This is a genomic window from Streptomyces sp. NPDC087300, from assembly GCF_044744425.1.
GTDB lineage: Bacteria > Actinomycetota > Actinomycetes > Streptomycetales > Streptomycetaceae > Streptomyces.
The window spans coordinates 545311-559213 of sequence record NZ_JBIUYI010000005.1; the positions used below are offsets into that span (position 1 = coordinate 545311).

The following is a 13903-nucleotide window of genomic DNA, read 5'->3' on the forward strand; positions in this document are numbered from 1 at the left end:
GACGCTACCCCTGTGCCGCCACCGTCTTCGCCCAGCGGTAGTCGGCCTTGCCGCTCGGCGAGCGCTGTATGTGGTCGGTGAAGACCACCGCGCGCGGGATCTTGTAACCGGCGAGCCGGGTGCGGCAGTGGGTCTGCACCCCGGCCAGGTCCAACGAGGGAGCGCCCGTGCGGAGTTGGACGACGGCGGCGACGCGGTTGCCCCATCGCTCGTCGGGGACCCCGGCGACCAGCGCGTCGTAGATGTCCGGATGGGACTTGAGGGCCTGCTCGACCTCCTCCGGATACACCTTCTCGCCGCCCGTGTTGATGCACTGCGAGCCGCGCCCGAGCACGGTGACGATGCCCTCGTCGTCGACGGTCGCCATGTCGCCGAGCAGCACCCAGCGCTCGCCGTCCTTCTGGAAGAACGTCTCGGCCGTTTTCTTCGGGTCGTTGTAGTAGCCGAGCGGGACGTGGCCGCGCTGGGCGAGCCGGCCGGGCTCGCCGACCGGCACCGGCTCGTACGTCGCCGGATCGACCACCTGGGTACGCTCGTTGACCTCCAGGCGGAAGCCCTTCTCAGGGCCCGAGTCGTCCGTCGCCTTGCCGTTGGAGCCGGACTCGGACGAGCCGAAGTTGTTGAGCAGCAGCACATTGGGCGCGAGCGCCTGGAACTGGGCGCGCACCGTCTCCGACATGATCGCCCCGGACGAGGAGACGCTGAAGAGGGACGAGAGGTCGGCGCCCTGGAGCGGTCCGTGCAGCGCGTCGATCAGCGGCCTGAGCATGGCGTCGCCGACCAGCGACACGCTGGAGACCTTCTCCCGCTCGATCGTACGGAGCACCTCCTCGGGCACGTACTTGCGGTGGATCACCACCCGCTGCCCGTAGTTGAAGGCGATGAACGAGGTCAGCGTGGACGTGCCGTGCATCAGCGGGGGCGTGGGGAAGAAGGTGAGCCCGGGGCTGCCCGCGGCGACCCGCTCGGCCAGCTCGTCGGGCCGCTTGACCGGCTCGCCCGTCGGCTCGCCGCCGAAGAGACCCGCGAAGAACAGGTCCTCCTGGCGCCACATGACGCCCTTGGGCATGCCGGTCGTGCCGCCGGTGTAGATGATGAACTGGTCGTCGGCCGAGCGTGGCCCGAAGCCGCGCTCCGGCGAGCCGGTGGCCTCCGCGTCGGTGAACGCCACCACGTCGAGCGCGGGCGCGTCGGCGGGCGGCGTGCCCACCCGGACCAGATGCCGCAGCTTCTCCGTGCGCGGCAGGGCCGCCGCGACCCGCTCGGTGAACTCGGCGTCGAAGACCAGCGCCGCGAGGTCGGCGTCGCGGTAGAGATAGACCAACTCCTCTTCGACGTAACGGTAGTTGACGTTGACCGGTACGAGGCGTGCCTTGAGGCAGCCGAGGACCGTCTGGAGGTACTCGATGCCGTTGTACAGGTGCAGGCCCAGGTGCTCGCCCGGCTTCAGGCCGCTGTCGATCAGGTGGTGCGCGACGCGGTTGGCGGCCGCGTCCAGCTCGGCGTAGGTGAGGCGGCGCTCCGCTCCGGTGCCGGGATGGTCGACGTACACGAGTGCCTCGCGGTCGGGGACCACGTCGACGACCGACTCGAAAAGGTCGGCAAGGTTGTACTCCACCGCGCTCCTCCTGACCCCGGCGCCCACTGTGACGTCTCGCTTGGCGGTCATCAGAGCAGAGGCACCCCCAACTGGGAAGGGCCTCCGCAGAAGAAAACTGACTGGGTGTCAGAAAACTATTGAACTGGCTCCCCGCCTACTGCAACCTGTTCCAGGTCCGGAGCCGACAGGCCGGCCGTGCGGCGGCCGTCGATGGAGGGAGCACGGCACATGGGCGGTACGGAACACCTCACCGTGCGGCGCGAGGGCGCCACACTGATTCTCACGCTGAACAGGCCGGAAGCGAAGAACGCCCTCTCGCTGCCGATGCTCGTGGGCCTGTACGACGGCTGGCTGGAGGCCGACGCGGACGACGCGATCCGCTCCGTCGTCCTCACGGGCGCGGGCGGCGCGTTCTGCGCGGGCATGGACCTCAAGGCCCTCGCGGGCAAGGACATGGACGGCCAGCAGTACCGGGACCGGATGACGGCCGACCCCGATCTGCACTGGAAGGCGATGCTGCGCCACCACCGCCCCCGCAAACCCGTCGTCGCCGCCGTCGAGGGCTACTGCGTCGCGGGCGGCACCGAGATCCTCCAGGGCACCGACATCCGCGTCGCGGGCGAATCCGCCACGTTCGGCCTCTTCGAGGTGAAGCGGGGCCTGTTCCCCATCGGCGGCTCGACGGTCCGCCTCCAGCGCCAGATCCCCCGTACGCACGCGCTGGAGATGCTGCTCACCGGGCGCCCCTACTCGGCGGCCGAGGCCGCATCGATCGGCCTCGTCGGACACGTCGTGCCGGACGGCACCGCACTGGACAAGGCCCTCGCGATCGCCGAACAGATCAACGCGTGCGGGCCGCTCGCCGTCGAGGCGGTCAAGGCGTCGGTGTACGAGACCGCCGAGATGACCGAGGCGGACGGGCTCGCGGCCGAGCTGAAGCGGGGGTGGCCGGTCTTCGACACGGCCGATGCGAAGGAGGGCTCCAGAGCCTTCGCGGAGAAGCGGGTTCCTGTCTTTCGGCGGGCCTAGGCGTTCTCGGGTCGTCGCTTCTTGCCGCGGGTCCGTCGTGGCTGGTCGCGCAGTTCCCCGCGCCCCTCACGGGGCCCGTCCGCCCCTTGCGAAATGGAGTTCTGCTCATGGCGTCTACTCCCACCCCCGAGGTGCTGCGTGCTCCTCTGGTCGTTGAATTTCCCTTCACCCGGTCCCTCGGGCCCGTGCAGAGCGCGTTCCTCACCGGGCTCCGCGAGCGCACCGTGCTCGGCGTGAAGGCCGGTGACGGCAGGACGCTCGTCCCGCCCGTCGAGTACGACCCCGTGACCGCCGAGGAGATCCGCGACCTCGTCGAGGTCTCCGCCACGGGCACCGTCACCACCTGGGCCTGGAACCACGAGCCCCGGCGCGGCCAGCCCCTCGACACCCCGTTCGCCTGGGTGCTCGTGAAGCTCGACGGCGCCGACACGGCCCTGCTGCACGCCCTGGACGTGCCGGGCCCCGACGACGTGCGCAGCGGCATGCGCGTACGGATCCGGTGGGCCGCCGAACGGGTCGGAGCCATCACCGACATCGCCTGCTTCGAGGCGTACGAGGGCGAGCAGGAGCGGCAACCCGTGCCGCACGACGGGGAGTTCGCCGAGCCGGTGACCGGGATCGTCGCCGAGGCCAGGCTCGACTACACCTACTCGCCGGGCCGCGCCCAGACCGCGTACATCAACGCCCTCGCCGACCGCAGGACCGTCGGTGAACGCTGCCCCTCCTGCCGCAAGGTGTACGTGCCGCCCCGCGGCGCCTGCCCGACCTGCGGCGTCGCCACGACGGAGCGGGTGGAGGTCGGCCCGCGCGGCACCGTCACGACGTACTGCATCGTCAACATCAAGGCGAAGAACCTCGACATCGAAGTGCCCTACGTCTACGCCCACATCGCCCTCGACGGCGCCGATCTCGCCCTGCACGCGCGCATCGCCGGGATCCCCTACGACCAGGTCCGCATGGGCCTGCGCGTAGAACCCGTGTGGAGCGACTCCGCCACGGGTGCCCGCTACCCCGACCACTACCGGCCCACCGGCGAACCCGACGCCGACTACGACACGTACAAGGAGCTGGTGTAGATGGCGCCCCGCAAGCAGTCCGTGATGCGGCCCGCCCGTGAGGTGGCGATCGTCGCCTTCGGGCAGACCCGGCACCAGCGCTCCACCGACGAGATCTCCGAGGTGGAGATGCTCATGCCGGTGCTGCACGAGGTGCTCGCCGCCACCAGCCTGAAGACCAGCGACATCGGCTTCACCTGCTCGGGATCCTCCGACTACCTCGCGGGCCGGGCCTTCTCCTTCACGATGGCGCTCGACGGCGTGGGTGCCTGGCCGCCGATCTCCGAGTCGCACGTCGAGATGGACGGCGCCTGGGCGCTGTACGAGGCGTGGACGAAGCTCCAGACCGGCGAGGCCGACACCGCGCTCGTGTACTCCTACGGCAAGTCGTCACCCGGCTCCGTGCGCGACGTCCTGACCCGGCAGCTCGACCCGTACTACGTGGCGCCGCTCTGGCCCGACGCCGTGGCGCTCGCCGCGCTCCAGGCGCAGGCACTCATCGACGCGGGCGACACCGACGAGCCCGCGCTCGCCGGGATCGCCACCCGCAGCCGGACATCCGCGGACGCCAACCCCCACGCACAGCTGGGCAGTTCGGCGCGGCGGGGCGACTACGCCGTACGTCCGCTGCGCACCGGCGACTGTCCGCCGGTCGGCGACGGGGCCGCCGCGGTGATCCTCGCCGCCGGGGACCGCGCGCGTGACCTGTGTGAGCGGCCCGCCTGGATCCGGGGCATCGACCACCGCATCGAAGCGCACTCCCTCGGCGTGCGCGACCTCACCGACTCGCCCTCCACGCGGCTGGCCGCGGAACGGGCAGGCGTCTTCGAACGCCCGGTGGACACCGCCGAGTTGCACGCCCCCTTCACCTCCCAGGAGGTCGTCCTGCGCAAGGCCCTGGAACTCGGCGAAGACGTCGACGTCAATCCCTCGGGCGGCGCGCTCGCCGCCAACCCCGTGATGGCCGCGGGCCTCATCAGGCTCGGCGAGGCCGCCGCCCGCATCCACCGGGGCACATCGGACCGGGCCGTCGCGCACGCCACCTCCGGGCCCTGCCTTCAGCAGAACCTCGTCGCCGTCCTGGAAGGAGACGCCCGATGAGCGCCACGGTGCACACCTCGACGGGCAAGGAGCCCGTCGCCGTCGTCGGGATCGGCCAGACCAAGCACGTCGCCGCGCGTCGGGACGTCTCCATCGCGGGGCTCGTCCGCGAGGCGGCCCAACGTGCCCTGGAAGACGCCGAGTTGACCTGGTCCGACATCGACGCCGTGGTGATCGGCAAGGCGCCCGACTTCTTCGAAGGCGTCATGATGCCGGAGCTGTACCTCGCCGACGCACTCGGCGCGGTCGGCAAACCGATGCTGCGCGTGCACACCGCGGGCTCCGTCGGCGGCTCCACGGCGCTCGTCGCCGCGAACCTGGTCGCGGGGCGCGTCCACGGCACCGTCCTGACCCTCGCCTTCGAAAAGCAGTCGGAATCCAACGCGATGTGGGGCCTCTCGCTGCCCATCCCGTTCCAGCAGCCGCTCCTCGCGGGCGCGGGCGGCTTCTTCGCCCCGCACGTACGCGCCTACATGCGGCGCACCGGAGCCCCCGACTCGGTCGGCTCCCTCGTCGCGTACAAGGACCGCCGCAACGCCCTGAAGAACCCCTACGCGCACCTCCACGAGCAGGACATCACCCTGGAGAAGGTCCAGGCGTCACCGATGCTCTGGGATCCGATCCGCTACTCGGAGACCTGCCCGTCGTCCGACGGCGCCTGCGCGATGATCCTCACCGACCGTGCGGGCGCGGCCCGTTCGCCCCGGCCGCCCGCCTGGATGCACGGCGGCGCGATGCGCAGCGAACCCACGCTCTTCGCCGGCAAGGACTTCGTCTCGCCGCAGGCGGGCAAGGACTGCGCGGCCGACGTCTACCGGCAGGCGGGCATCGCGGACCCGCGCGGGGAGATCGACGCCGTCGAGATGTACGTGCCGTTCTCCTGGTACGAGCCGATGTGGCTGGAGAACCTGGGCTTCGCCGACGAGGGCGAGGGGTGGAAGCTCACCGAGTCCGGCGTGACGGAGCTGGACGGCGACCTCCCCGTGAACATGTCGGGCGGCGTCCTCTCCACCAATCCGATCGGCGCCTCCGGCATGATCCGCTTCGCCGAAGCGGCACTTCAGGTGCGCGGACTGGCGGGCGAACACCAAGTGGACGGTGCCCGCAGGGCACTTGGGCACGCCTACGGAGGCGGCGCGCAGTTCTTCTCCATGTGGCTCGTCGGAGCCGAACCGCCCACCACCTGAACGGCCGTGCGCGCCGGACGGACCGCGCCTTCCCGCCGCGGCCTGTCCGGCACCCGGAGCGAAAGCTAGGCTGGCGCCGGACGACGCACTCGGGAGGAGCACGGACGTGGCCGAAAGCACCACTCAGCAGCACCCGCTCACGGGCTGGGACAAGCCGCAGCTCGACCTCAGCACGGCCGACTGGCGATCGAGCAGCGAAGGGCGCGGGGACGTGGAGATCGCCTTCGTCGAAGGGTTCGTCGCGATGCGCAACAGCGGGCGGCCGGAGAGCCCGTCCCTGATCTTCACGCCCGCGGAGTGGGGCGCGTTCGTGCACGGCGCGCGCGAGGGCGAGTTCGACCTGACGTAGGGGTCGGCGCGGGGATTCGGCCCCGCCGATCTTGTGACCTTCGGCCCTCGCCGCGCGCTCGCGCGCGGACGAGGCTGAGGGCATGAACAGCCAGCCGGTGAGCAGTGAGTCAAGGAACGGCGGGCACGACGGGGCCGGTGAGCCGGAGCGCGGTCAGGGTCCCGTCGTCGCGGCCTTCGACGGTTCGGCGGGCAGCGGCCACGCCCTGGAATGGGCGCTGGCCGAGGCCCGGTTGCGGGGTGCGCCGCTGCGGATCGTGCACGTGCGGTCGTACGGCATCCCGTTCGTCGACGGCCCGTTGACGCCGCCCCTGCGGGAGCCCTCCACGGGTGACCTGGTCATGGACCGGGTGAGGACCGACCTCGAAGGGCGCGCCGGTCTCGAAGGGCGCACCGGTCTTGAAGCGCGCCCCGATCTGCCCCCGTTGGAGTACGTGACGGTCGACGGCAGCCCCGGACGCGAGCTGCCGCGGCTCGGCGCGGACGCTCAGCTGCTCGTGCTCGGCTCGCGCGGCAGGGGCGGCTTCGCCAGCCTGCTGCTCGGCTCGAACGGTCTGGCGTGCGCGCGGGAGGCGGCGTGCCCTGTCGTGGTCGTGCGGGGGCCCTCGGAGGGTGCGGCTGATTCGGGTGCGGTCGGGCGTTGCGGTGGGCCTCGGGTGGTGCTCGGGCTCTCGGCTCCCGCGCCGGACGCGGCGGCCGTCGCGTTCGCCTTCGCCGCGGCGGCGCGGCGCGGGGCGCGCCTCCAGGTGATCGCCGCGTACCCGTGGCCCGTCCTCAGCTCGACGCCCACGGGTGACTTCGTGGTCTCGGCGATCGAGGACGAGGAGACGCGGGTGGACTACGCCTCGCTCGGCGACGAGGTACTCGCCCCGCACCGGGCGCGGTGGCCGGACGTGCCGGTGGACGTGTTCGTGGTGCCCGGTGACGCGGCGGGCCACCTGGTCGACGCGTCGCACGACGCGGATCTCGTGGTGGTCGGGCGGCACCGGCGACGGGTGGGGCCGGGGCGGTGGCTCGGGTCCGTGACTCATGCGGTGTTGCTGCACGCGGGGTGTTCGGTGGGGGTGGTTCCGCCGGGGCCGGTGCCGGGGGCGGCGTGAGGGGGACTCTGGGTGCGGGTGTGTGGGGGGTGCTCGCGCCGTTCCCCGCGCCCCTGATCTGCCCGCCCCGGGTGCGTTCCCGGGTGCGGGTCCGTTGTGGCTGGCCGCGCAGTTCCCCGCGCCCCCTAACGGGGCACGAGCCCCGTCGTCGTTAGGGGCGCGGGGAACTGCGCGCTCAGCCACGACGATCCCGCAGGGAAGAACGCGGCGCGACCGGTACCCGGCTCAGGGGCGCGGGGAACTGCGCGGCCAGCCACGGCGCAACCCGCAGGGAAGGACGCCACGGGCCGTGTCCACCCGTGGTGAAGGAGGGGCGGGCTGACCTCGTAGGGGGCAGGGGGTCGCGCCGGGGAACGCGGCGAGGCACGTACCATGGGCGCATGTCCTTCCTCCGCCGCCGCAGCGCCGCCACACCCGCGGGCCCGGACTTCGATGTCCTGGCCATGGACCCCGGTGACTGGCCCGGCAATCTCGGCGCGGGCCTGCTGCCCGCACCCGACGGCAGCTGCCAGGGCGTCTTCCTGCGCTACGACCTGTTCGGCGGCCGCGGGCCCGCAATGATCATCGGCAACCTCCCCGAGGGCTCCCCGGCGCGGGAGACCGCGGACGGCGAGGTGCCCTTCGAGGTCGCGCAGCTGCTGATCGCCCTGGAGAACGAGGAGGAGATCACGGTGGTCTCCTCGGAGGACATGCCCGTGATGCAGGGGGACAACCTCCTCATCGTGCGCCGCCTGAAGCTCTCGGAGAGCCGCATCTCCTGCGTCCAGTTCGACCGCAGTGACAACGTCCTCGTGACGATCGCCGCCTGGGACCGGCCGATCACCGACGACCTCTACGCGCTCCTGAAGCCGCTGCCCGCGGAGCTCTTCCAGCAGGGCTGACGCCGCCGCCCCCGCACATTCGTCCAAGCGCCGCCCCGTTCCGTCCAAGGAACGGGGCGGCGCTCTGTCTTGCCAGGCAGTCATCGGACTTTTAACGTGGCCGGTCATGACTCAGGGGATGACGCGAAGAACCACGATGAAGTCGGCGCTCGGTGGAGCGGCCGTCATCGCGGCGGGCGGAGGAGGAGTCGCGAGCGCCGCCGCGGGTGGCACGGGAAGCGCGGAGGAGTCCGAAAGCGGGGGATCGCGGAAGGATCCATCCGATGAATTGGTGCTCTGGTATCGGGCGCCCGCCGCCGACTGGGAGCGCGAGGCCCTGCCCATCGGCAACGGCGCCCTCGGCGCCATGGTCTTCGGCACCCTCGCCACCGAGCGCCTCCAGTTCAACGAGAAGACCTTGTGGACGGGCGGCCCCGGCTCCCGCGAAGGCTACGACTTCGGCAACTGGCGCGCCGCGCGCCCCGGGGCCCTTGACGCCGTCCGTGCCGACCTCGACGACAAGGGCAGGCTCGACCCCGACGCGGTCGCGGCGAAGCTCGGCCAGGCCCGGCGCGGCTACGGCGCCCACCAGGCGTTCGGGGATCTGCACATCGACGTGCCGGGGGCGCCGGACGCGCCCGACTCCTCGTACCGTCGCGAACTCGACCTGGCGCGGGGCATCGCGACGGTCGCCTACCGCCGTCAACAGGTCGCCCACCAGAGGGAGTTCTTCGCCTCGTACCCGGACGGCGTGCTCGTGGGGCGGCTCTCCGCGACGCGCGCCGCCCAGGTCACCTGCACCCTGCGCTACACCTCGCCCCGCGCCGACTTCGCCACGAAGGCCGCAGGGGACCGCATCACCGTGCGCGGTGAACTCGCCGACAACGGGCTCGCGTTCGAGGCCCAGGTGCGGATCGCGCACCGGGGCGGCACCCGCACCGTTGGCGCCGACGGCAGCGTCACGGTGACCGGGGCCGACCACGTCTGGTTCGTCCTCGCCGCCGGGACCGCCTACGCCGACACCTACCCCGACTACCGGGGAGCCGACCCGCACGCCGCCGTCACCCGCGCCGTCGACACGGCCGTCGCCAAGGGGCACGACGCGCTGCGCGCCCGCCACCTCCGTGACCACCGCGCGCTCTTCGACCGCGTCGCCCTCGACATCGGCCAGGCCCCGCCCGCCGACGTCTCCACGGATGAGCTGCTCAAGCGGTACACGGGCGGTACGACATCGGCTGACCGGGCCCTCGAAGCGCTCTTCTTCCAGTACGGCCGGTATCTGCTCATCGCCTCGTCGCGGGCGGGTTCGCTCCCCGCCAATCTGCAGGGCGTCTGGAACAACAGCACCACGCCGCCCTGGTCGGCGGACTACCACACCAACATCAATCTCCAGATGAACTACTGGCTCGCCGAGGCCGCCAACCTTCCGGAGACCACCGCTCCGTACGACCGGTTCGTCGAGGCGCTGCGCGCGCCGGGGCGGCGTACGGCCAAGGAGATGTTCGGCAGCCGCGGCTGGGTCGTGCACAACGAGACCAATCCGTACGGCTTCACCGGCGTGCACGACTGGTCGACCGCCTTCTGGTTCCCCGAGGCAGCGGCCTGGCTCACCGCGCAGCTCTACGAGCACTACCGCTTCGGCGGATCCACGGACTATCTGCGCTCCACCGCGTACCCCGCGATGAAGGAGGCCGCCGAGTTCTGGCTCGACAACCTGCGCACCGACCCGCGCGACGGCACCCTCGTCGTCACCCCCAGCTACTCGCCCGAACACGGCGACTTCACCGCGGGCGGCGCGATGGCCCAGCAGATCGTCCACGACCTGTTCACCAACACGCTGGAGGCCGCGCGCACGCTCGGCGACGCACCCGCCTTCCGCGCCGAACTGGAGAAGACCCTCGAAGCGCTCGACCCGGGCCTGCGCGTCGGCTCCTGGGGCCAACTCCAGGAATGGAAAGCCGACTTGGACGACAGGGACGACGACCACCGCCACGTCTCCCACCTCTACGCCCTGCACCCCGGGCGTCAGATCGAGCCGGGCAGTGAGTGGGCCGACGCGGCGAAGGTGTCCCTGACGGCGCGCGGTGACGGTGGCACCGGATGGTCCAAGGCGTGGAAGATCAATTTCTGGGCGCGGCTGCGCGACGGCGACCACGCGCACAAGATGCTCGGCGAACAGCTCAAGTCCTCCACGCTGCCCAACCTCTGGGACACCCATCCGCCGTTCCAGATCGACGGCAACTTCGGCGCCACGTCGGGCGTCGTGGAGATGCTGCTCCAGAGTCAGCACGACGTCATCGAGGTGCTGCCCGCGCTGCCCGCGGGATGGCCGCGAGGATCGGTGCGCGGCCTGCGGGCGCGCGGCGGGGCCACCGTCGACATCGAGTGGGAGGACGGCCGGGCCCGCCGCATCGTCGTACACGCGACGCGCACCCGTGAACTCACCGTGCGCAGCGGTCTGTTGAGTGGTGGGAACAAGACCTTCAGGGTGCGTGCGGGGCAGCGGTACGTCTTCGACTGAGCGAGTAGCCGTTGCCCCCTGCCGCACATGGCGTCGGGTCCGGGCCCACCCCCACGCGGACCCGGACCCGACCCTTCATGGCGGCTCTCGGTACTGCCGGCTCTCCCGGCAGGGGACGACGCCGGCTACGAACCGGACCGCACCACCTGCACATCGGCGGCCCGTACGTACCCGACGCGGTGCCCGTACTGGACGACGTAGTACATGTCCTTGCCGCGCACCACCTTGTGCGGCGCGGTGTCGAACGTCGGCGCGTAGAAGTACTCGCCGGGCACCTTGTCACCGACCACGTACCGCTGGCCCGCGAGGATCTTGTACGGCAGCGGGGAGACCGTCTGCACGGGCACGCCCGCCGGGTAGGCCTCCTTCTCCGGGTAGGCGCGGCCGTACACGGGGACCTCGGTGGCGCCTGCCTTCGGCGTCACCACGTAGCCCTTGGCGTCGACGGCCGTGGGCTGCTTCCTCGGGTTCTTGAACCACGCCTTCTGGCCCAGGTACCAGACGGCCGTCCAGTCGCCCTTGCGGTCGGCGACCGCGTACTGCTGGCCGGTGGAGAGCCGCGGTCCCGTGTCGTTCACGTCGAGCGTGGAGTCCTGGCCGCCGGGCCGCTTGCCGATGTCCTTGATCAGCGGAGCGTCGTCGCGCGGCTCGGTGTGGACGCGCAGCGCGGTGGAACCGTGCGGCACGCACGTCTCGCCCGGCTTGACGCAACCGGTGTACTCCGGACGGTTCTTGGCGTACTCGGGTGCCACGGTGACCAGGCCGCCCTTGGGTCCCGCCGTCTTCCTGAACGGCTTGCCCAGCAGCGTGAAGTAGTGCTGCCAGTCCCAGTACGGGCCCGGGTCCGTGTGCATCCCCGGGATCGACGACGTCACGGTGCCCTGCACGTTGTCGTGGCCGAGGATGTGCTGCCGGTCCAGCGGGATGTCGTACTTCTTGGCGAGGTACTTCACCAGACGGGCCGACGAGCGGTACATCGCCTCCGTGTACCAGGTGTCGGGCGCGGTGAGGAAGCCCTCGTGCTCCAGGCCGATCGACTTGGAGTTCACGTACCAGTTGCCCGCGTGCCAGGCGACGTCCTTGGCCTTCACGTGCTGGGCGATGTGGCCGTCGGTGGAGCGCAGCGTGTACTGCCACGACACGTACGTCGGGTCCTGCACCAGGTTCAGGACGCCTTCCCAGCGGCCCTCGGTGTCATGGATGACGATGCTGTCGATGCTCTGCGACTTCGGCCGGTCCGCCAGGTCGTGGTTGCCGTAGTCCGGGTTGCCCTGCGGGTCCTTGAACTCCTCGTACGGCGCGGGGATCCACTCGCAGGAGACGGTCCTCGGGCACTCGGTCTCGCCCGTGGGCGCCTCGCGCAGCCCCATGCTCCGCAACTGCGCGGGGTCGGTCCGCAGCGCGGGCTCGGGCGCGAGCGTGACGCGCTGGCCGGAGTCCGTGACGCGCCGTTCGCCGTCGCGCATGACGGCGAACACGTCATTGGCGTACGTCGCGGCGGTGGCCTGGTCGTCCGCGCCGGAGAAGCGGGCGATGGCGCCGTACCAGTCGGCGGGGTCGGAGCTGAGCGGCTCGCCGAGCTTCCGCTGGGCGGCGGCGAGCAGCGCCGCGCCGCCCTCGACGTTCGCGGCGGGGTCCGTGCGCAGCTGCTCGGCGGAGCGCCCGGTCAGCTCCGCGGCACGGGGCAACGTCTTGAGCCTGGCAGGGACCTGGGACTCGGCGGGCAGCTTCACCTTCGGCGCGAGCGCCCGGCGCGAGGTGTCGCCGCGCGGGTCCTCCTTGCCCTCGGTGTGCTGCGGGGCGGTGGCGATGGCCGTCCTCGCGTCGGTGAGGTGCATGGGGCCGTAGCCGCCGGTCACGCTGGCCGCGCCGCCGTGCGCGTCCCAGCGTGACTGGAGGTAGGAGACGCCGAGCAGCACGCTCTGGGGAACGTGATAGCGGGCCGACGCGGACGCGAAGGCGCCCTGGAGCCCTGCTGTGGACGACTGTTCGGGGGTGCTCGCCGAGGGGGCGGCGCCGAGCAGCGGAATCAGCAGGCCGGCCGACGCGAGGGCGCCCGCCGTCCTGACGGAGCGTCTGCGCGCTGACGCGGTACGGGCGGTGGCGGATCCTCGCAATGCAGCCTCCTGGGCCGATGAAGCGTGACGGGGCGTGCGGGGCCGGGCGTGCGTCAGTGGTACCGGCTCTCCGACGATCCGTCAATCATGCCCAGAGGAAGGGATTTCCCATGTCAGCACCGGTACCGGCGGGTTACGGACAGGTTTTCGCCAAGGGAGCCCCCACCGCCTGCGGTGCGTCAGTGGAGTGGACCAATGGGGCGGCGCGAGATCCACCTGTTCGGGGGAGCACTCGGGGGAGTGCGCGAGGTGTTCTCGGGCCGTATGGAATGAGCTACCCGTCCTCTCCTCACCCACCGGCCCACCCGGCAGCTACTGCCCCACCCTGCCGTCCACACACTCGCGCAACAGGTCCGCGTGGCCGCTGTGCCGGGCGTACTCGTCGATCCTGTGCACCAGCAGCTCGCGGATCGCGATCCCGTCCTTGCCCACGCGCTCGCCCAGATCTTCGAACGCGGCGAGCGCGGCGTCGGTCGCGGCCTGCTCGCGCTCCAGATCGGCGTACGCGGCGTCGACCACGGCCTGCTCGCCGACGGCGCCGTGGAAGTCCGCGTCCTTCTTGCCGTACAACCTCGGCAGCGGGTCGTCGTGGGTGAGCCAGCCGCGCCAGTCCCGCTCCACCATCGCGAGATGCCGGACCAGACCGAGCAGGGACATCGTCGACGGCGGCACCGACCGCCGGGCCAGCTGCTCCGGGCTCAGCCCCTCGCACTTCATCCGCAGCGTCATGCGGTAGCTCGACAGGAAGTCCGTGAGCGTCGCGAGCTCACCGTCCGGGCTGGTGCTGTCACTGTCCCGGGGGTCGTTGTCCGGATCCGTCCACATGTCGGGGTAGACGGTCGCTTCGGTCCAGCGCGCGGGCTGTTGATCACCAAGGTCACTCATGCGGGTCATCGTGGTCTGCCGGGGCCGGGCTTGCCACTTCTTTACTGTGGGGGGGGCGGGGACCGTGGGGGTGCCCTTCCGTACGCGAAGGAACCCGTAC

11 protein-coding genes are annotated in these 13903 nt (G+C 71.5%); 8 read left to right on the top strand and 3 right to left on the bottom strand.

Going from position 1 to position 13903, the window contains the following annotated elements; all coding sequences use genetic code 11:
* Positions 1 to 4: 4 nt before the first annotated feature.
* Positions 5 to 1618: an acyl-CoA synthetase gene (locus ACIO9J_RS22680; protein WP_402002337.1), complete on the bottom strand. Its 1614-nt coding sequence runs from the start codon at positions 1616 to 1618 to the stop codon at positions 5 to 7.
* Positions 1619 to 1828: 210 nt separating this feature from the next.
* Between ACIO9J_RS22680 and ACIO9J_RS22685 the strand changes: the two genes are divergently transcribed.
* The 8 genes from ACIO9J_RS22685 to ACIO9J_RS22720 all read left to right on the top strand — a co-directional run bounded on the left by ACIO9J_RS22685 (position 1829) and on the right by ACIO9J_RS22720 (position 10801).
* On the top strand, positions 1829 to 2629 hold the full coding sequence (locus ACIO9J_RS22685; RefSeq protein WP_402002340.1) for a crotonase/enoyl-CoA hydratase family protein: 801 nt from the start codon (positions 1829 to 1831) through the stop codon (positions 2627 to 2629).
* A 107-nt stretch (positions 2630 to 2736) separates the two neighbouring features.
* Positions 2737 to 3705, top strand: coding sequence for a Zn-ribbon domain-containing OB-fold protein (locus ACIO9J_RS22690; RefSeq protein WP_402002343.1), 969 nt, complete (start codon positions 2737 to 2739; stop codon positions 3703 to 3705).
* Positions 3706 to 4785, top strand: coding sequence for a thiolase domain-containing protein (locus tag ACIO9J_RS22695; RefSeq protein ID WP_402002346.1), 1080 nt, complete (start codon positions 3706 to 3708; stop codon positions 4783 to 4785).
* Positions 4782 to 5972 carry a thiolase domain-containing protein gene (locus ACIO9J_RS22700; protein WP_402002349.1) on the top strand — a complete coding sequence of 397 codons (1191 nt, stop codon included), beginning with the start codon at positions 4782 to 4784 and terminating at the stop codon, positions 5970 to 5972. The genes ACIO9J_RS22695 and ACIO9J_RS22700 overlap by 4 nt, the downstream gene beginning before the upstream one ends.
* A 106-nt stretch (positions 5973 to 6078) precedes the next feature.
* Positions 6079 to 6321, top strand: a complete 243-nt coding sequence (locus tag ACIO9J_RS22705) for a DUF397 domain-containing protein (RefSeq protein ID WP_402002352.1) — start codon at positions 6079 to 6081, stop codon at positions 6319 to 6321.
* An 82-nt stretch (positions 6322 to 6403) separates the two neighbouring features.
* Entirely contained in the window at positions 6404 to 7420 is a 1017-nt protein-coding gene (locus ACIO9J_RS22710; RefSeq protein WP_402002355.1) for a universal stress protein, read from the top strand.
* 380 nt (positions 7421 to 7800) lie between these two features.
* On the top strand, positions 7801 to 8301 hold the full coding sequence (locus ACIO9J_RS22715; RefSeq protein ID WP_402002357.1) for a hypothetical protein: 501 nt from the start codon (positions 7801 to 7803) through the stop codon (positions 8299 to 8301).
* A 271-nt stretch (positions 8302 to 8572) separates the two neighbouring features.
* Entirely contained in the window at positions 8573 to 10801 is a 2229-nt protein-coding gene (locus ACIO9J_RS22720) for a glycosyl hydrolase family 95 catalytic domain-containing protein (protein WP_402002360.1), read from the top strand.
* 125 nt (positions 10802 to 10926) lie between these two features.
* Here the strand turns inward: ACIO9J_RS22720 and ACIO9J_RS22725 are convergent, their stop codons facing one another.
* A complete protein-coding gene (locus ACIO9J_RS22725; RefSeq protein WP_402002363.1) occupies positions 10927 to 12918 on the bottom strand; it encodes an N-acetylmuramoyl-L-alanine amidase in 1992 nt (663 codons plus the stop codon).
* A 312-nt stretch (positions 12919 to 13230) separates the two neighbouring features.
* The gene (locus ACIO9J_RS22730; RefSeq protein ID WP_402002366.1) at positions 13231 to 13812 is read right to left on the bottom strand and encodes a DUF664 domain-containing protein; all 582 of its coding nucleotides are present in this window, start codon (positions 13810 to 13812) and stop codon (positions 13231 to 13233) included.
* Between the last annotated feature and the right edge of the window lie 91 nt (positions 13813 to 13903).